Below are 16,594 nucleotides of genomic sequence, written 5' to 3'. Positions count from 1 at the left end.
CTACTCCGATACATGGCTTTGTATACATTTATAGAAAACGCACCAAAAAATTCAGAAAAACGACATTTTGCCCTGTTGTAGTGCGATTGCTTCTTGGTACATTCGCGAAAAAACCAATAAACAATCCCTCTTGGTGAGACGTCTACCATGATCGAATCTGTCGACAATTTCCTCGCACGCCTGCAACAACGTGATCCCGGACAACCGGAATTCCACCAGGCGGTGGAGGAGGTGCTGCGTACCCTGTGGCCGTTCCTCGAGGCCAACCCGCACTACCTGCAAGCCGGTGTCCTCGAGCGTATCGTCGAGCCCGAGCGCGCCGTGCTGTTCCGGGTGTCGTGGGTCGATGACCAGGGCAAGGTCCAGGTCAACCGTGGGTACCGCATCCAGATGAACAGCGCCATCGGCCCGTACAAGGGCGGCTTGCGCTTCCACCCGTCGGTGAACCTGAGCGTGCTCAAGTTCCTGGCCTTCGAGCAGACCTTCAAGAACTCCCTGACCTCGTTGCCCATGGGCGGCGGCAAAGGCGGCTCGGACTTCGATCCAAAGGGCAAGAGCGACGCCGAAGTGATGCGCTTCTGCCAGGCGTTCATGAGCGAGCTGTACCGCCACATCGGTGCCGACTGCGACGTGCCGGCCGGTGACATCGGTGTGGGCGCCCGTGAGATCGGCTTCATGTTCGGCCAGTACAAGCGCCTGGCCAACCAGTTCACTTCGGTGCTGACCGGTAAAGGCATGACCTATGGCGGCAGCCTGATCCGCCCGGAAGCCACCGGCTACGGTTGTGTGTACTTCGCCGAAGAAATGCTCAAGCGCCAGGACAAGCGCATCGACGGTCATCGCGTGGCGATCTCCGGTTCGGGCAACGTCGCCCAGTATGCGGCGCGCAAGGTGATGGATCTGGGCGGCAAGGTGATCTCGCTGTCCGACTCCGAAGGCACGCTGTTCTGCGAAGCTGGCCTGAACGATGCCCAGTGGGAGGCGCTGATGACGCTCAAGAACGTCAAGCGTGGTCGCCTCAGCGAACTGGCCGGCGATTTCGGCCTGGAGTTCCGCAAGGGCCAGACTCCGTGGAGCCTGCCGTGCGATATCGCCCTACCGTGCGCGACCCAGAACGAGCTGAACCTCGACGATGCCCGCACGCTGCTGGGTAATGGCTGCATCTGCGTGGCCGAAGGCGCCAACATGCCGACCACGCTGGATGCCGTGGACCTGTTCATCGAAGCAGGCATTCTGTACGCACCGGGCAAGGCATCCAACGCCGGCGGCGTCGCCGTGTCGGGCCTGGAAATGTCGCAGAACGCCATGCGCCTGCTGTGGACGGCTGGTGAAGTGGACAGCAAGCTGCACAACATCATGCAGTCGATCCACCACGCGTGCGTGCACTACGGGCAAGAGGCCGATGGCACGGTCAACTACGTCAAGGGCGCGAACATCGCGGGCTTCGTCAAGGTGGCCGATGCCATGCTGGCGCAAGGCGTGGTCTGATCCGAGATCGCAGGGGGCCGCTTTGCGGCCCTTTCCGGCCGGTCCGGCGCCCCGGCAAGGCCGCTCCTACAGTGGAACGCGATAGCTGAATGATCGCAGGCCCCTGTAGGAGATCACCCAGCCCTTTGGGCTGCGCTGTCGCGCAGAGAACTGATTTCGCAAGCGCTCCGCGTACCCTGTGGGAGCGGCGGTTCGGCGCCCCGACTTGCCCGCGAAGCAGGCGACTCGGTGTATGGCACCGGCTTTGCCGGTGTTCGCGGGCAAGCCCGCTCCCACAGATTCCTTCTAAATCAACAAGTTATGTGTAGTTCTATGAGAGCGGCCTTGTGCCGCGAAAGGCTGCAAAGCAGCCCCATGGCCCTCAGCCCTCAACCAAGATCTCCACAACCTCGATCATCTGATCGCCTGCCGGCCTGCGCCACAATACTTCATCCCCAGGCGCGGCCCCCAGCAACGCCCGTCCCAGCGGCGAGCCCCAGTTGATCAGGCCCTGCGCGGCATCGGCCTGATCCTCACCCACCAGTTGCACCTCATGCTGCTGCCCCTGCTCATCGACAAACCGCACCCAACTGCCAATCTGCACCTTCTCGGTAGAACTGGCGGCGGGCACCACCTGGGCACTCTGCACCCTGGCCGTGTAGTAACGCAGGTCGCGTTCGGTGTCGGCCATGCGCTGTTTGTCGGCGCGCTCGCCTTGGGCGTGCAGCTCGCTGCGCAGGGCGTTGAGCGATGCCACGCGCTGCTGCAACTGCGCCAGGCCCTGGGCGGTGAGGTAATTAGGCTGGTCGCTGACACGCCGCTCCACCGGCTGGCTGGCCTGTGCAGCGGCCTGGTCTTCGTTGACGAATGCTCGGCTCATCTCAGCTCCAAGTGGCAAGCTTCAAGCTTCAAGCTGATCGGTGTTGCCCCAGAGCAGGCGTCGATCAGGCAGCGCTTGTGCTTTTGCTTAGAGCTTACTGCTTGCGGCTTGAAGCGGGCATGTCCGTTTGCGACTCAGTTACGCCGAAAGGCGCGTGCCGCACCTTGGTCTTTTTCGCGTTGCCAGTCGCGATCTCGTTCATCCCAGTAACGCTCGCGATACTGGCGCGTGTCTTCGTTGCTCTGCATCGCATTGCACTGACGGAACCCATCGTCCCAGCCGGTTTCGTACTGGCGCTCGTGCAGGTAGCGCGGAACGTTCTTGCGAAAGTCGCCGACCATCAGCCCGGCCGCTTGCCGGCCACTGCTGCAGCCATCCTGGAAACCGTCGGCGTATGCAGGCGGATAGCCCTGATTGACCATCTGCTCGTGGGTGGTTTCGCACCCTGTCAGCCACAACGCCACGCACATGCCCAACCCGTACCGCCACATGACTACCCGACCTTTGAAATGATGCTCGAAAGTCTAGGTGCTGATTTGTCGGGGGGGTGTCAAAACAGTGTCAAAGAGTCGCTGGGTTCACACGCGACAAGCTGCATCGCGGGTCGCCCCGCGACGCGTTCCACGGTTCAGTACTGGTACCACTTCAACTCCAGCATCACCTCGTTCTGCGCCGTGGCGAGGTGGCTGAACTGACGTGACGCGCTCAGGCGCAGGCCAAGGTTCTGGCTGACTTCCCATTGCTGGTTGAGGCTGACGCTGCGGCGTACTTCGCCATTGGTGAAGTAGTCGCCCTTGGCTTCCAGGGTCAGGTTGCCCAGCGGGTTGCGCCACAACACCCCGCCGTTGAACCCTGCGGCGGGCGAGACGAACTCGGCGAAGTCATTGTGGTGCTCGATACGTACGGTGCCCAAGGCAAAACCAAGCAGATCGTCAGCCAGTTGCCAGGTACCACCCGCACCGCCATTCACATGGCTGACCAGCACTTCGTCGTCGTGCTTGCCCGGCACCCGTTCAAGGCCCCCGGCCACTTGCCACGACCAGGGCTTTAGCAGCTCGTTGCGCGGTGTCAGCGAGCGGATGGTGGCCAGGTCCAGGCGCTGTACCTGCCAGTCATTGCCTTCGTACTGGCGCAACTTGAGTTGCAGGATCTCGATTTGCGCACCCAGCGGGAAGCCGTACAGGTTGTCGTTGAGGTCGTGGTAGGCCATGCGCAGTCCGTATTCGGCGAAGGCGCGGTCTTCCCGGGTCCCGACACCCAATTGCCAGGTGCGTGACTGGTGCCCGTCCTCGGGCAGGCCTGGGCGCTCGACCTGCAAGGGCGGTGGTGGATTGCGGTTGATCGCACGCAGCAATTCGAAGCTGCGCGCGGCCTGGGCCGGGTCGCGTTGCTGGCCGTTGGCGCGGTAGCGTTCCAGGCGATACGCAGCGTCCTGCACCAGCGCTTGGCGCTCGCGGGGCAGGGCAGTGAAGTCGGGGTCTTGCAGGTGAGCGGTGTCGGCACTGATGGCTAGCACATGCTGTTTTTCGGTGTGCGCCAAGGGCTCTGCGCGGGCCAGCAGCTCGCGTTCGCGGGAGGGGCGGTAACGTACGTCGGTGACCAGTCCAGACTGTTTCACCGCCTTGACCGTATCGGTCGGGATCGCGGTCAGCCCGAATTGCGAGGTCAGGTCCAGGCCGGGACGCGCTACCTGGAGCAGTTCCAGCAGGCGGTAGGAGCAGTTCTCGTCGAAGAAGAAATAATCGAACTGGATCTGTTTGAGTTCCCAGACGTGCTCGACCATGCGCCCGGTCTCTTCGGGGGTGAGGTCCAGCTGGTATTCCCACAGGTCGCGGTTTTCCAGGCTGCGGTATTCAGACAGTTTTTCCTGGTAGGGCATCAGCGCGAACAAGCCTGGGTAGCCGCCCATCAGGCCTTTCCAGGCATACAGGATGCTGTTGTCGCTGCCCTCGATGTAGGCGCCGAAGTTGATCGCGTAGCTGAGCAGGGTGGTGTCGTCGCGCTGGGTATTGGACTGGTCGATACGCAGTAGGGTGTGGCCGAACATCGATGACGGGCTGTTGAGGTAGGCCGCCGGGAAGATGAGTGCCGCGCTGTGCGGGTCGATGGCCTTGTACCAGGTTGCGAACTCCTGGCAGTCCGGTTGCGGCAGGTCGGTCAGGTTCAGTTGTTCGCGCAACCAACGGGTACGTGCCGGGAATACGCATTGGGCATGCTTGTCGCCCAGGTTTGCCGGCGCATACAGCGCCTTGAGCGTGGCTTGCAGTTCCTGGTCGGGGTGGTGCGCGCCATCCTCGGCAAGGAAAAAGCGTCGGTCGTCCACATAGCTGCGCCAGCCGCCGAGCTTGGCCGTCTCGTAGTGGCCGAGGGCGATCCAATAAGGCGTGGCGGCGAGCTGTTGCAGGCGAGCCGGGTCCAGTTGTGGTGCGGCGTGCAGCGGTGCGCTGGCGATCAGCGCCAAGGGAGCGAGGCGTTTGAGCATGTCGGGCAACTACATCCTGATGATGCCGGAGGGTGAAGCGCCAGAACCCGCCCCGTGATCGGGGCGGGAGGCGCGGGGCTCAAGCCTCGGTGGCGTACTTGGCCAGTTGTGGATCGCTCTTGAGTACGGCCAGGGTGTTGCTGTGGACCGTCTCGGCAGTGACATCGGCGCTGCTGAAGATCTGTTGGAAGTGCTCGTGGGTGACGGCAGCGAAGTGCGCGCGGTCTTCAGGCGCGACGCCGAGCACTACGGCGTAGGTGGTCAAGGCTTCGCCCTGGCCCTTGGCCATGTCTTCGGAGAGTTCGTTCATCATGCCGTTCATGGCGAACCAGGACTTGCCGCCATAGCTCAGGGCTGCCTTGGTCGAGCAGCCGTTGGTGCCGGAGGTCATGCCAAAGGTAGCGTTGCCGGAAGTGCCGTTGGTGGTGGAAGCCAGGAAGTGGGCCGGCGTGCCTCGCTGGCCTTCGAACAGCATGTTGCCCCAGCCGCAGTTCGGGCCGCCTGGCGCTTCGGCCATGGCGTTGATCGAGACAGCGGCGAACAGAGTACCCAGAAGAATCCGTTTCATAGCATTGTTCTCATTCTAAAGTGACGTACCAAGGGTCAGGGACTGGCAACCAGGTTGCCAGTACAGGGAAGCTTTCCACCCCCCCGCGCAGCTTGGAGTTTAGGCGCGATCCAAAGGTTGCGTTGCTTATTGCGAAAAATTGCATTGCCATGCTTGCGACATAAAGTCCGGCGCAGCCTTGCCAGCTGCGCGCAGGCAGCGCCAGAATGCTGTCCATCTGCCCCGCCGAAGTAAGGAAACCCAATGCCCGATCCTGTCGCCTCGCGCCTGCGTCTCGCGCCCGAAGCCCTGACCCGGCGTTTCTCCGCTGAACAGTTTGCCTTCTCCAATACCGACGATCTGGAGCCATTCCGTGGTGTGCTGGGCCAGGAGCGTGCCGTCGAGGCCCTGCAATTCGGCGTGGCCATGCCGCGCCCCGGTTACAACGTGTATGTCATGGGCGAACCGGGCACCGGCCGCTTTTCTTTCGTCAAACGCTACCTGAAAGCCGAGGGCAAGCGCCAGGCTACCCCGGCCGACTGGCTGTACGTCAACAACTTCGAAGACTCCCGCGAGCCGCGTGCACTGGAGCTGCCGGCGGGTACGGCGCATGCGTTCATCAGTGACATGAACGGCCTGATCGACAACCTGCTGGCCACCTTCCCGGCGGTGTTCGAGCACCCCTCTTACCAGCAGAAGAAAAGCGCCATCGACCGCGCCTTCAACCAGCGTTACGACCGCGCCCTGGATGTGATCGAGCGCGCCTCGTTGGAAAAGGACGTGGCGCTGTACCGCGATAGCAGCAACGTCGCCTTCACGCCCATGGCCGATGGCAAGGCGCTGGACGAGGCTGAGTTCGCCCAGTTGCCCGAAGACGTGCGCGAGCGCTTCCACGAGGACATCGCCGAGCTGGAAGAGCGGCTGAACGAAGAGCTGTCGAGCCTGCCGCAGTGGAAGCGCGAGTCCAACAACCAGTTGCGTCAGCTCAACGAAGAGACCATCACCCTGGCCTTGCAGCCACTGCTGGCACCGCTGTCGGAGAAGTACGCCGAGAACGCCGCCGTGTGCGCCTACTTGCAGTCGATGCAGCTCAACTTGCTGCGCACGGTGGTCGAGCAACTGGTGGAAGACAGCAAGACCGATGCGCTGGCGCGCAAGATGCTCGAAGAGCAATACGCGCCAAGCCTTGTGGTCGGCCATCCTGCCAATGGTGGGGCGCCGGTGGTGTTCGAGCCGCATCCCACCTACGACAACCTGTTCGGGCGTATCGAATACAGCACCGACCAGGGGGCGTTGTATACCTCCTATCGCCAGTTGCGCCCTGGGGCGCTGCACCGCGCCAATGGCGGCTTCCTCATCCTTGAGGCCGAGAAAATGCTCGGTGAGCCGTTCGTCTGGGATGCCCTCAAGCGTGCCTTGCAATCGCGCAAGCTGAAGATGGAGTCGCCGCTGGGCGAACTGGGCCGTGTTGCCAGCGTCAGCCTGACACCGCAGATGATCCCGCTCAGCGTCAAACTGGTGATCATCGGCTCGCGCCAGTTGTACTACGCGTTGCAGGATCACGATTCGGACTTCCAGGAGATGTTCCGGGTGCTGGTCGACTTCGACGAAGACATGCCCATGGTCGACGAGAACCTGGAGCAATTCGCCCAACTGCTGCGCACCCGCACCAACGAGGAGGGTATGGCACCGCTGACCAGCGACGCGGTGGCGCGTCTGGCCACCTACAGTGCACGCCTGGCCGAAAACCAGTCGCGCTTGTCGGCGCGTATCGGTGATCTGTTCCAGTTGGTCAGCGAGGCTGATTTCATCCGCCAGCTGGCCAATGACGAAATGACCGATGCCGGGCACATCGAACGGGCGCTCAAGGCCAAGGCCACCCGCACTGGGCGAGTGTCGCAGCGGGTGCTGGACGACATGCTTGCCGGGATCATCCTGATCGACACCGAGGGCGCGGCGATTGGCAAGTGCAACGGCCTGACCGTGCTTGAAGTGGGGGATTCGGCCTTCGGCATGCCTGCACGCATCTCGGCCACCGTCTACCCCGGTGGCAGCGGCATCGTCGATATCGAGCGTGAGGTCAACCTGGGCCAGCCGATCCACTCCAAGGGGGTGATGATCCTCACCGGTTACCTGGGCAGCCGTTATGCTCAGGAATTCCCCCTGGCGATTTCGGCGAGCATTGCCCTGGAGCAGTCCTACGGCTATGTCGACGGCGACAGCGCCTCGCTGGGCGAGGCCTGCACGCTGATCTCGGCGCTCTCGCGTACGCCGCTCAAGCAGTGCTTCGCCATCACCGGCTCGATCAACCAGTTCGGTGAGGTACAGGCAGTCGGTGGGGTGAACGAGAAGATCGAAGGCTTCTTCCGCCTCTGCGAGGCCCGTGGCCTGACCGGCGAGCAAGGGGTGATCATCCCGCGCGCCAACGTCGCCACGCTGATGCTTGATGAGCGCGTGCTGCAGGCGGTAGAAGCCGGACGCTTCCACGTGTACGCCGTCAGCCAGGCCGACGAGGCCCTGAGTTTGCTGGTAGGCGAGGAGGCTGGCGCGTTGGACGACAAAGGCGAGTTCGCCGAGGGCAGTGTCAACGCGCGAGTGGTCGAACGGCTGCGGGTGATTGCCGAGATGATCAGCGAGGAAGACATCAAGGAGGCCGAGAAGGAGCGCCTGGAGGAGGTAATCGCCCAGGGCAAGGCTGAGTAAGTCAATAAACTGGCGTCGAGGCACATTGCTACCGTTCGGCGCCGGTTTTCTAACTTTTTCGTCCGTCGGCTAAGGTGGAACTAAGGGACGGTATCAAGGTTCAGGATGGAAACAGCCCGAACGGTTCGGGCTGAACAGGGCATCTCAGAGGGGACGCCGCCATGCGCAACCTCAGCCTCACCCGCCAGTGCCTGGGCCTGGTGACGCGTATCGAATGCAGCATCCGTCCACTGGCTGGCGACAACGGTATGTGGACCTTGCTGTTCGCCGCCGGCATGGCCGGCGAACAACCTTCGGCGATCAAAGCCCAGGGGCCGTTCCATGGCCCGATGGTGGCCGAGTCGGTGATGAATGCCATTGTCGACAGCCTCACCCTGCACGGTTATCAGGTCGCACAAGACCCACAGATCTGGTGCCTGCACTTGCAGGCGCAACTGCGCAAGATCAACGGCGAGCGCTGTCGCAACCTCGGTGACTATCAGTTCCATCCCGAGACCTGAGCCTGCTGGTGGACCTGTAGGAGCGGCCTCGTGTCGCGAAAGGGGCGCGTAGCGGCCACAGGTTATCAGCGCAAAATCTGAAATAGCCGGGGCTGTTGCGCAGTCCTTTCCGGCCGGTCCGGCGCCCCGGCAAGGCCGCTCCAGTGACATGTAGTTGTCAGCCCTCATTCTGCGCGCCTCAGAAACACGGCCCAGGTTTGAGCACGACACATGCGGCAACCCGCCGCAGACTTTTGCTGTCACAGGTGGCTGGCTATACTCGCGCTCGCTTATCCGCCACCTATTGAGTCCCCCACTGTCCATGGAACGTATTCTTGAAAATGCGATGTATGCCTCGCGCTGGCTGCTCGCCCCGATCTACTTCGGCCTCTCGTTGGGCCTGCTGGCGTTGGCCCTGAAGTTCTTCCAGGAAATCATCCATGTACTGCCGAATGTCTTCGTCCTCAGCGAAGCCGACCTGGTACTGGTGATCCTGTCGTTGATCGATATGTCGCTGGTCGGCGGCCTGCTGGTGATGGTGATGTTCTCGGGGTATGAGAACTTCGTTTCGCAATTGGATATCGACGATAAGAAGGAGAAACTCAGCTGGCTGGGCAAGATGGACTCTTCTTCGCTGAAGATGAAGGTTGCCGCGTCGATCGTCGCGATCTCTTCGATCCACTTGCTGCGTGTTTTCATGGATGCGCAGAACATCTCCACCGACTACCTGATGTGGTACGTGATCATCCACATGACCTTCGTGATCTCGGCGTTCGTCATGGGTTACTTGGACAAGGTCACCAAGCACTGATCCCCCCATTCGCGGGTGAACCGGTTCCCATGGCCTATGGGAGCGGGTTCACCCACGAAAACGGCAACGCCGCGCAACTGACGAGCGGTGCCTTGCCTATTCACAGGTTCTGTACAAAAAATGATCGCTCATGCGTATTGCCGCAGCGAGGTGCATTCATGAACCTGCATCAGCTCAATGCCGAGGCCAGGGCTGGCCATGTCGACGAACTCAATCTGATCGCCATCGAGGGCGGTGACTACCTGATCGAGGCGCGGGTCAACGGCCGGGCCCACCCCTTGTCCGATCCCCGTGGCGAGCGCTTGCGTGTGCATTCGGTGGAGGATGCGCGCAAGCTTCTACAAACCCTGCCGTTGTTGTCGATGAACCTGGTGCACGGGTCTGTGCAGGACGAGATGTGCGGCATGGGGGCTCATCCAGCGGAAGACCTCAAGGTGCCGATTTCCCAGCGTTCGGCCTGGTAGCTGCTTCGCGCCGTGCCGGTGTGCTAGGCTGCTCGCCCTTTTCATCAGGGCGTAGATGTCGTGCGCCCTCAAGCGGAGCAAGCTCATGTCCGAACTCAACCTGTCCACCGACGAAACCCGCGTCAGCTACGGCATCGGCCGCCAGCTGGGTGGTCAGCTGCGTGACAACCCGCCACCGGGCGTCAGCCTGGACGCTATCCTCGCCGGCCTGACCGACGCCTTCAACGGCGCCGACAGCCGCGTCAGCGAAGCCGACCTGTCGGCCAGCTTCAAGGTCATCCGCGAAATCATGCAGGCCGAAGCCGCTGCCAAGGCCGAAGCCGCTGCTGCTGCCGGCAAGGAATTCCTGGCCGAGAACGCCAAGCGTGAAGGCATCGTTACCCTGGCCTCGGGCCTGCAGTACGAAGTGCTGAACGCAGGTGAAGGCGCCAAGCCGACCCGCGAAGACAACGTGCGTACCCACTACCACGGCACCCTGATCGACGGCACCGTGTTCGACAGCTCCTACGATCGTGGCCAGCCTGCCGAATTCCCGGTCGGCGGCGTGATCGCTGGCTGGACCGAAGCCCTGCAACTGATGAACGCGGGCAGCAAATGGCGCCTGTACGTGCCGAGCGAGCTGGCCTACGGCGCCCAAGGCGTCGGCAGCATCCCGCCGCACAGCACCCTGGTGTTCGACGTCGAGCTGCTCGACGTTCTGTAATCGCCGCTCAAGGCGCGTTGCGGTGGTCCGGCACTCCGGCAGGCCCGCTGCTACAGACCTGCGCAATCCCCAGTGGTTGCGCAGATCCTGTGGGAGCGGGCTTGCCGAACCACCGCGAAGAGGCCGGCCCTGCTGGCCTCAGTTCCAATCTGTTCCCCCAGGGCGCAATGCCCGTGCATAGCAGAACAGAAACAGATTCCTCACCAGCTCCTTGAGCACGCCCGGCTCGCTGGAATTCAAACCCATCAGGTCCAGGTCGCCCTGGTCGCGCAGTTCGTCGAGTGCATCTTGTTCGAGCACGGCGCAGACTTCGCCAGTTTCGCGGTGCAGGATGCGCAGGTAAGGGTGAGGGCGGTCGAGCCAGGCGTCGATCAGGTAGGTCATGGCTGTTCTCCTTGGAAAGCATTTCCAATGAGAATAATTCTTATTATCAAAATAGCAAGAGACTATTGGAAGATTTCTTCCCAATGGTGCCAGTGATCCTGTTGCAGGATCTGTCAGGGCCGCCCTGAAGACGGCCCCGAAGAGGGTCAGACCTTGCGCACGAACTCGGACTTGAGCTTCATCGCGCCAATGCCGTCGATCTTGCAGTCGATGTCGTGGTCGCCATCGCACAGGCGGATGTTCTTGACCTTGGTGCCGACCTTGACCACCAGCGACGAGCCCTTGACCTTGAGGTCCTTGATGACGGTAACGGTGTCGCCGTCCTGCAGCACGTTACCCACCGAGTCTTTCTTCACCACGTCATCGTTGGCGGCTTCGGCTTCACCGCTGGCCGACCACTCGTGGGCGCACTCGGGGCAGATCAGCTGGGTGCCGTCCTCGTAGGTGTATTCGGAGTTGCATTGGGGGCAGGGCGGCAAAGTGCTCACGTTCGATCCTTAACAGATGGGGCGGGTAAAGGCGCACATTGTATAAGGTTTTGCTTGGGAAATGAATTTTCCCTGCGCCAAAGCATTCGCGGTGGTCCGACACTCCGGCAAGCCCGCTCCCCCAGGAACAGTGCATGGCCTGTGGGGGCGGGCTTGCCGGAGTGTCGGACCACCGCGAAGAGGGTGGCGCAATGCTTTAGTGGGTACGCGCTACGGCAAACTCGCTCAACTCGACCAGTGCATCGCGGTACTCGCTGGCGGGCAGCACTTCCAGGCAGGCAATGGCACGGGCAACGTAGTCGCGGGCCATTTGCGCGGTGTAGGCCAGGGCGCCGGAAGCTTCCACGGCGATGCGGATTTGTTCGAGGTCCTCAAGGCCACCTTTCTGGATCGCCTGGCGTACCAGTGCTGCTTGCTCCGGCGTACCTTCGCGCATGGTGTAGATCAGCGGCAGGGTGGGTTTGCCCTCGGCCAGGTCGTCGCCGACGTTCTTGCCCAGCGTCTCTGAGTCACCCTTGTAGTCCAGCAGGTCATCGACCAGTTGGAAGGCCACGCCCAGGTGGTCACCGAAAGTGCGCAGCGCTTCGCGCTGTTCATCGGTGGCCTCGGCCAGCGCTGCGGCGCTGTGGGTGGAGGCTTCGAAAAGCATGGCGGTCTTGCCGCGAATGACCTCCATGTACACCTCTTCGGTGGTGCTGGCGTCGCGGACACGCGACAGCTGTAGCACTTCGCCTTCGGCGATCACCCGGGTGGCCTTGGAAAGGATCTGCATGACCGGCATCGAGCCCAGCTCGACCATCATTTCGAACGATCGCGAATAGAGGAAGTCGCCTACCAGCACGCTGGGTGCGTTGCCCCACAGGGCGTTGGCGGTGGAGCGGCCGCGGCGCATGCCGGACATGTCCACGACATCATCGTGCAGCAGCGTGGCGGTGTGCAGGAACTCGATGGTGGCAGCCAGCAGGCGCAGGTCGTCGCCTTCACGGCCTAGAGCCTTGCCGCACAGCAGCACCAGCAGCGGACGCAGGCGCTTGCCGCCAGCGGAAGTGATATAGTCGCCGATCTTCGATACCAGCGGCACGCGCGAGGTCAGCTGTTTCTTGATGATCTCGTCGACGGCGCTGAAATCGTCAGCTACCGCGCGGTAGAAGGATTGGGGTTGCATCGGCTGCTCCAGTGAGGTTGCGCGGCATGCTAGGTCGCGGGTATCGGTGTGTCAAGGCGCGCTGCCCGTGGGCCCAGGCCGGTACTTGCAAGGCTTTCTGCGGTTGCGTACAATCGCGCACCCTACATTCCTGGGCAGCACCTGCCTTACGCAATTGCACCAGGCCGTTCCAGCCTTGTGCAGCCATGCCAGCCAATACTCATCATATAAAGCGCTGGGTGAGCAGGATTATCGGAGATTCAAAATGTCCTACGCAGTAATCGTTACCGGCGGCAAGCAGTACAAAGTCGCTGAAGGTGAATTCCTCAAGATCGAAAAGCTGGAAGTCGCCACTGGCGAATCCGTGACCTTCGATCGCGTTCTGCTGGTCGCCAACGGTGAAGAAGTCACCATCGGTGCTCCAGTTGTTGCTGGCGCTAAAGTTGTGGCCGAAGTCGTTTCGCAAGGCCGCCACGACAAGGTTCGCATCATCAAGTTCCGTCGTCGTAAGCACCACATGAAGCGCATGGGCCACCGCCAGTGGTTCACCGAAATCAAAATCACCGGTATCCAGGCTTAATCGCCCCGATCCCCTGAATTTATTGGAGAATTGAACCATGGCTCACAAGAAGGCTGGTGGTAGTACTCGTAACGGTCGCGACTCAGAATCGAAACGCCTTGGCGTGAAGATGTATGGTGGCCAGGTTATCAAGCCGGGCAACATCATCGTCCGTCAGCGCGGCACCGAATTCCACGCTGGCTACGGCGTTGGCATGGGCAAGGATCACACCTTGTTCGCCAAGATCGAAGGCGTGATCAAGTTCGAGAAGAAAGGCGAGTTCATGCGCCGCTACGTGAGCATCGTCGCCGCTTAATCGCGACGTCGCTCCAGAAGCCCCGTCATGCGACGGGGCTTTTTCGTTTGTGGTGAGCCTCTTGCAAAGCTGTATTGTTTGGGCTGCCGGCGTTGGTTTCTGGTTCGTACGGGGCCGCCGCGCTCATCTTCGCAAGAGCCTCAGGTTTTCTGTTTTTCGACTCGTCATCCGACGAGAGGCGGTTTTGAATGAAGTTTGTAGACGAAGTATCGATCCGGGTTAAGGCCGGTGACGGCGGCAACGGTTGCATGAGCTTCCGCCGCGAGAAATTCATCGAGAACGGCGGCCCCAATGGTGGTGACGGTGGCGACGGTGGTTCGGTGTACATGGTGGCCGACGAGAACCTCAACACCCTCGTCGACTATCGCTACACCCGTCACCACGAAGCCCAGCGCGGCCAGAACGGCGGCAGCACCGATTGCACCGGCAAGAAGGGCGACGACCTGTTCCTGCGCGTGCCGGTCGGCACCACCGTGATCGACGCTTCGACCCAGGAAGTCATTGGCGACCTGGTCACCCCCGGTCAGAAGCTGATGGTCGCCCAGGGTGGCTGGCACGGCTTGGGTAATACCCGTTTCAAGTCCAGCACCAACCGGGCGCCGCGCCAGACCACCCCCGGCAAGCCAGGCGATCAGCGTGACCTGAAGATGGAAATGAAGGTCTTGGCTGACGTGGGCTTGCTCGGTCTGCCGAACGCGGGCAAGAGCACGTTCATTCGTGCAGTCTCGGCGGCCAAGCCGAAGGTCGCCGACTACCCGTTCACGACCCTGGTGCCCAACCTGGGCGTGGTCAGCGTCGACCGCTGGAAGAGCTTCGTGATCGCCGACATTCCCGGTCTGATCGAAGGCGCCTCCGAAGGCGCCGGCCTGGGTATCCGCTTCCTCAAGCACCTTGCCCGCACCCGCGTGCTGCTGCATCTGGTCGATCTGGCGCCGCTGGACGGCAGCAGCCCGGCCGATGCCGCCGAAGTGATCATCAACGAGCTGGCGCAGTTCAGCCCGGCACTGGTCGACCGTGAGCGCTGGTTGGTGCTGAACAAGGCCGACATGATCATGGACGACGAGCGCGATGAGCGCGTCAAGGAAGTGGTCGAGCGTCTGAACTGGGATGGTCCGGTGTACGTCATCTCGGCTATCGCCAAGCAGGGTACCGAGAAGCTCAGCCACGACCTGATGCGCTACCTCGAAGACCGCGCCGACCGCCTGGCCAACGACCCGGCCTATGCCGAGGAGCTGGCTGAACTCGACCAGCGCATCGAAGACGAAGCCCGCGCCCAGTTGCAGGCCCTGGACGATGCCCGCACCTTGCGCCGTACCGGCGTCAAGAGCGTGCACGACATCGGCGATGACGATGACTGGGACGATTTCGAGGACGACGAAGACGGCCCGGAAATCATTTACGTGCGCGACTGACCGGTTGCAGTACACTGAACGCCGCTCGAATGAGCGGCGTTTTGGTATCTACAGATTCGACACAGGTTGGAAGAGAAGATGCGAAGCAAGGTGACTGGCGCCAAGCGCTGGGTCGTGAAGATCGGCAGCGCGCTGCTGACCGCCGACGGCAAGGGTCTTGACCGTGGTGCCATGGCGGTGTGGGTCGAGCAGATGGTGGCCCTGCGTGAAGCGGGCGTGGAACTGGTTCTGGTGTCCTCCGGGGCCGTGGCGGCCGGCATGAGCCAGCTGGGCTGGACCTCGCGACCGAGTGCGATGAACGAGTTGCAGGCGGCGGCCTCGATCGGCCAGATGCGCCTTGTGCAAGCCTGGGAGTCGAGCTTCGGCGAGCACGGCAAGCACACCGCGCAGATCCTGCTGACCCACGACGACCTCTCCGACCGCAAGCGTTACCTCAATGCCCGCAGCACCCTGCGCACCCTGGTCGACCTGGGCGTGGTGCCGGTGATCAACGAGAACGACACCGTGGTCACCGACGAGATTCGCTTTGGTGACAACGACACCCTTGCTGCACTGGTGGCCAACCTGGTGGAAGCCGACCTACTGGTCATCCTCACTGACCGCGACGGCATGTTCGACGCCGATCCGCGCAACAACCCCGAAGCCCAGCTGATCTACGAAGCCCGTGCCGATGACCCGGCGCTGGATGCCGTGGCGGGCGGCACCGGTGGAGCCCTGGGACGTGGCGGCATGCAGACCAAGCTGCGCGCTGCACGCCTGGCTGCCCGCTCCGGCGCCCACACCATCATCATCGGTGGCCGTATCGAGCGCGTGCTGGACCGCCTGAAGGGCGGTGAGCGCCTGGGCACCCTGCTGTCGCCCGAGCGCGGCATGCTCGCCGCGCGCAAGCAATGGCTGGCGGGCCACCTGCAAACCCGTGGCACCCTGGTACTGGACGCCGGTGCCGTGCAGGCGCTGCGTCAGGCCAACAAGAGCCTGTTGCCGGTGGGTGTGAAGACCGTGCAGGGCAGTTTCCGCCGTGGCGAAATGGTCGTGTGCGTTGGTCCTGACGGTGTCGAAGTGGCACGCGGCCTGGCCAACTACAGCGCGCTGGAAGCGCAGAAAATCATCGGTCAGCCGTCCGATGCCATTGAAAGCCTGCTGGGCTACAGCGCGGAGCCGGAACTGGTGCACCGCGACAACCTGGTGTTGGTCTGAAGGAGGTTCGCGTGCTGAAAAGGATGATTGCCGTGGCAGCCCTGGCGCTGCCAATGCTGGCCGGTGCCGAGGAGATTGGCCAGGTGTCGACCGTGTTCAAGTTCGTCGGCCCCAACGACCGCATCGTGGTCGAGGCCTTCGATGATCCCAAGGTCGACGGTGTGACCTGTTACCTGTCGCGGGCCAAGACTGGCGGCATCAAGGGTGGGCTGGGGTTGGCCGAGGACCGCGCCGAGGCTTCGATCGCCTGCCGTCAGGTCGGGCCGATTCAGTTCAAGGGGGAACTCAAGGACGGCGAGGAAGTGTTCAAGGAGCGCACCTCGCTGGTGTTCAAGACCATGCAGGTAGTGCGCTTCCTAGACAAGAAGCGCAATACGCTGGTGTACCTGGTGTACAGCGACCGCCTGATCGAAGGCAGCCCGCAGAACGCGGTGACGGCGATTCCAATCGTGCCTTGGGCGCAGTAATTTTTAGTTAGTAGTTGCGAGGGCTTGGCCCTCGTTCGCGGGCAAGCCCGCTCCTACAGGTAGCGCGCAGTCCATGAATGTGACGCGGGCC

Annotated in this window: 18 protein-coding genes; 11 read left to right on the top strand and 7 right to left on the bottom strand. The window is 62.2% G+C overall.

Going from position 1 to position 16,594, the window contains the following annotated elements; genetic code table 11:
* Positions 1–147: 147 nt before the first annotated feature.
* The gene (gdhA, locus tag FEM01_RS08875; protein WP_138219048.1) at positions 148–1,488 is read left to right on the top strand and encodes an NADP-specific glutamate dehydrogenase; all 1,341 of its coding nucleotides are present in this window, start codon (positions 148–150) and stop codon (positions 1,486–1,488) included.
* 361 nt (positions 1,489–1,849) lie between these two features.
* Here the strand turns inward: gdhA and FEM01_RS08865 are convergent, their stop codons facing one another.
* The 4 genes from FEM01_RS08865 to FEM01_RS08850 all read right to left on the bottom strand — a co-directional run bounded on the left by FEM01_RS08865 (position 1,850) and on the right by FEM01_RS08850 (position 5,397).
* Complete coding sequence (locus FEM01_RS08865) at positions 1,850–2,347, bottom strand: GreA/GreB family elongation factor (protein ID WP_138219047.1); 498 nt, start codon at positions 2,345–2,347, stop codon at positions 1,850–1,852.
* 134 nt (positions 2,348–2,481) lie between these two features.
* Entirely contained in the window at positions 2,482–2,838 is a 357-nt protein-coding gene (locus FEM01_RS08860) for a hypothetical protein (RefSeq protein WP_138219046.1), read from the bottom strand.
* 137 nt (positions 2,839–2,975) lie between these two features.
* Positions 2,976–4,829: a DUF4105 domain-containing protein gene (locus FEM01_RS08855; protein WP_138219045.1), complete on the bottom strand. Its 1,854-nt coding sequence runs from the start codon at positions 4,827–4,829 to the stop codon at positions 2,976–2,978.
* Between the two features lie 79 nt (positions 4,830–4,908).
* Entirely contained in the window at positions 4,909–5,397 is a 489-nt protein-coding gene (locus FEM01_RS08850) for a DUF3015 domain-containing protein (RefSeq protein WP_138219044.1), read from the bottom strand.
* Positions 5,398–5,640: 243 nt separating this feature from the next.
* On the opposite strand from FEM01_RS08850, the gene FEM01_RS08840 reads away from it, so the two are divergent.
* The 5 genes from FEM01_RS08840 to FEM01_RS08820 all read left to right on the top strand — a co-directional run bounded on the left by FEM01_RS08840 (position 5,641) and on the right by FEM01_RS08820 (position 10,536).
* Positions 5,641–8,079 carry a Lon protease family protein gene (locus FEM01_RS08840; RefSeq protein ID WP_138219042.1) on the top strand — a complete coding sequence of 813 codons (2,439 nt, stop codon included), beginning with the start codon at positions 5,641–5,643 and terminating at the stop codon, positions 8,077–8,079.
* Between the two features lie 161 nt (positions 8,080–8,240).
* The gene (locus FEM01_RS08835; RefSeq protein ID WP_138219041.1) at positions 8,241–8,579 is read left to right on the top strand and encodes a hypothetical protein; all 339 of its coding nucleotides are present in this window, start codon (positions 8,241–8,243) and stop codon (positions 8,577–8,579) included.
* A gap of 301 nt (positions 8,580–8,880) precedes the next feature.
* A complete protein-coding gene (locus FEM01_RS08830) occupies positions 8,881–9,369 on the top strand; it encodes a TIGR00645 family protein (RefSeq protein WP_138219040.1) in 489 nt (162 codons plus the stop codon).
* A gap of 158 nt (positions 9,370–9,527) precedes the next feature.
* Positions 9,528–9,833, top strand: a complete 306-nt coding sequence (locus FEM01_RS08825) for a DUF6482 family protein (RefSeq protein WP_138219039.1) — start codon at positions 9,528–9,530, stop codon at positions 9,831–9,833.
* 85 nt (positions 9,834–9,918) lie between these two features.
* Complete coding sequence (locus FEM01_RS08820; RefSeq protein ID WP_138219038.1) at positions 9,919–10,536, top strand: FKBP-type peptidyl-prolyl cis-trans isomerase; 618 nt, start codon at positions 9,919–9,921, stop codon at positions 10,534–10,536.
* 138 nt (positions 10,537–10,674) lie between these two features.
* Here the strand turns inward: FEM01_RS08820 and FEM01_RS08815 are convergent, their stop codons facing one another.
* The 3 genes from FEM01_RS08815 to FEM01_RS08805 form a co-directional block, all read right to left on the bottom strand.
* A complete protein-coding gene (locus FEM01_RS08815; RefSeq protein ID WP_138219037.1) occupies positions 10,675–10,920 on the bottom strand; it encodes a PA4570 family protein in 246 nt (81 codons plus the stop codon).
* 146 nt (positions 10,921–11,066) lie between these two features.
* Complete coding sequence (locus FEM01_RS08810; RefSeq protein ID WP_138219036.1) at positions 11,067–11,408, bottom strand: zinc ribbon domain-containing protein YjdM; 342 nt, start codon at positions 11,406–11,408, stop codon at positions 11,067–11,069.
* Between the two features lie 196 nt (positions 11,409–11,604).
* The gene (locus FEM01_RS08805) at positions 11,605–12,573 is read right to left on the bottom strand and encodes a polyprenyl synthetase family protein (protein ID WP_138219035.1); all 969 of its coding nucleotides are present in this window, start codon (positions 12,571–12,573) and stop codon (positions 11,605–11,607) included.
* 244 nt (positions 12,574–12,817) lie between these two features.
* On the opposite strand from FEM01_RS08805, the gene rplU reads away from it, so the two are divergent.
* From rplU to FEM01_RS08780, 5 genes are all read left to right on the top strand, one after another.
* Entirely contained in the window at positions 12,818–13,132 is a 315-nt protein-coding gene (gene rplU / locus FEM01_RS08800; protein WP_003247466.1) for a 50S ribosomal protein L21, read from the top strand.
* A gap of 37 nt (positions 13,133–13,169) precedes the next feature.
* Positions 13,170–13,427 carry a 50S ribosomal protein L27 gene (gene rpmA, locus FEM01_RS08795; protein ID WP_003247464.1) on the top strand — a complete coding sequence of 86 codons (258 nt, stop codon included), beginning with the start codon at positions 13,170–13,172 and terminating at the stop codon, positions 13,425–13,427.
* A gap of 188 nt (positions 13,428–13,615) precedes the next feature.
* Positions 13,616–14,839: an Obg family GTPase CgtA gene (cgtA, locus tag FEM01_RS08790; protein ID WP_138219034.1), complete on the top strand. Its 1,224-nt coding sequence runs from the start codon at positions 13,616–13,618 to the stop codon at positions 14,837–14,839.
* Between the two features lie 78 nt (positions 14,840–14,917).
* A complete protein-coding gene (gene proB / locus FEM01_RS08785; protein WP_138219033.1) occupies positions 14,918–16,036 on the top strand; it encodes a glutamate 5-kinase in 1,119 nt (372 codons plus the stop codon).
* A 23-nt stretch (positions 16,037–16,059) separates the two neighbouring features.
* Positions 16,060–16,503, top strand: a complete 444-nt coding sequence (locus tag FEM01_RS08780) for a CreA family protein (protein ID WP_138219119.1) — start codon at positions 16,060–16,062, stop codon at positions 16,501–16,503.
* The last annotated feature ends 91 nt before the right edge of the window (positions 16,504–16,594 follow it).

Source organism: Pseudomonas mosselii (assembly GCF_005796105.1).
In the GTDB taxonomy this organism is placed as follows: domain Bacteria; phylum Pseudomonadota; class Gammaproteobacteria; order Pseudomonadales; family Pseudomonadaceae; genus Aquipseudomonas; species Aquipseudomonas mosselii_C.
The sequence above is the reverse complement of the archived record's forward strand: the minus strand, read 5'-3'. Positions and strand labels throughout refer to the sequence as shown.

Coding starts and splice junctions, on each gene's coding strand:
- gdhA (WP_138219048.1), top strand. CDS start 148: ATGATCGAATCTGTCGACAATTTCCTCGCACGCCTGCAACAACGTGAT.
- FEM01_RS08865 (WP_138219047.1), bottom strand. CDS start 2,347: ATGAGCCGAGCATTCGTCAACGAAGACCAGGCCGCTGCACAGGCCAGC.
- FEM01_RS08860 (WP_138219046.1), bottom strand. CDS start 2,838: ATGTGGCGGTACGGGTTGGGCATGTGCGTGGCGTTGTGGCTGACAGGG.
- FEM01_RS08855 (WP_138219045.1), bottom strand. CDS start 4,829: ATGCTCAAACGCCTCGCTCCCTTGGCGCTGATCGCCAGCGCACCGCTG.
- FEM01_RS08850 (WP_138219044.1), bottom strand. CDS start 5,397: ATGAAACGGATTCTTCTGGGTACTCTGTTCGCCGCTGTCTCGATCAAC.
- FEM01_RS08840 (WP_138219042.1), top strand. CDS start 5,641: ATGCCCGATCCTGTCGCCTCGCGCCTGCGTCTCGCGCCCGAAGCCCTG.
- FEM01_RS08835 (WP_138219041.1), top strand. CDS start 8,241: ATGCGCAACCTCAGCCTCACCCGCCAGTGCCTGGGCCTGGTGACGCGT.
- FEM01_RS08830 (WP_138219040.1), top strand. CDS start 8,881: ATGGAACGTATTCTTGAAAATGCGATGTATGCCTCGCGCTGGCTGCTC.
- FEM01_RS08825 (WP_138219039.1), top strand. CDS start 9,528: ATGAACCTGCATCAGCTCAATGCCGAGGCCAGGGCTGGCCATGTCGAC.
- FEM01_RS08820 (WP_138219038.1), top strand. CDS start 9,919: ATGTCCGAACTCAACCTGTCCACCGACGAAACCCGCGTCAGCTACGGC.
- FEM01_RS08815 (WP_138219037.1), bottom strand. CDS start 10,920: ATGACCTACCTGATCGACGCCTGGCTCGACCGCCCTCACCCTTACCTG.
- FEM01_RS08805 (WP_138219035.1), bottom strand. CDS start 12,573: ATGCAACCCCAATCCTTCTACCGCGCGGTAGCTGACGATTTCAGCGCC.
- rplU (WP_003247466.1), top strand. CDS start 12,818: ATGTCCTACGCAGTAATCGTTACCGGCGGCAAGCAGTACAAAGTCGCT.
- rpmA (WP_003247464.1), top strand. CDS start 13,170: ATGGCTCACAAGAAGGCTGGTGGTAGTACTCGTAACGGTCGCGACTCA.
- cgtA (WP_138219034.1), top strand. CDS start 13,616: ATGAAGTTTGTAGACGAAGTATCGATCCGGGTTAAGGCCGGTGACGGC.
- proB (WP_138219033.1), top strand. CDS start 14,918: ATGCGAAGCAAGGTGACTGGCGCCAAGCGCTGGGTCGTGAAGATCGGC.
- FEM01_RS08780 (WP_138219119.1), top strand. CDS start 16,060: ATGATTGCCGTGGCAGCCCTGGCGCTGCCAATGCTGGCCGGTGCCGAG.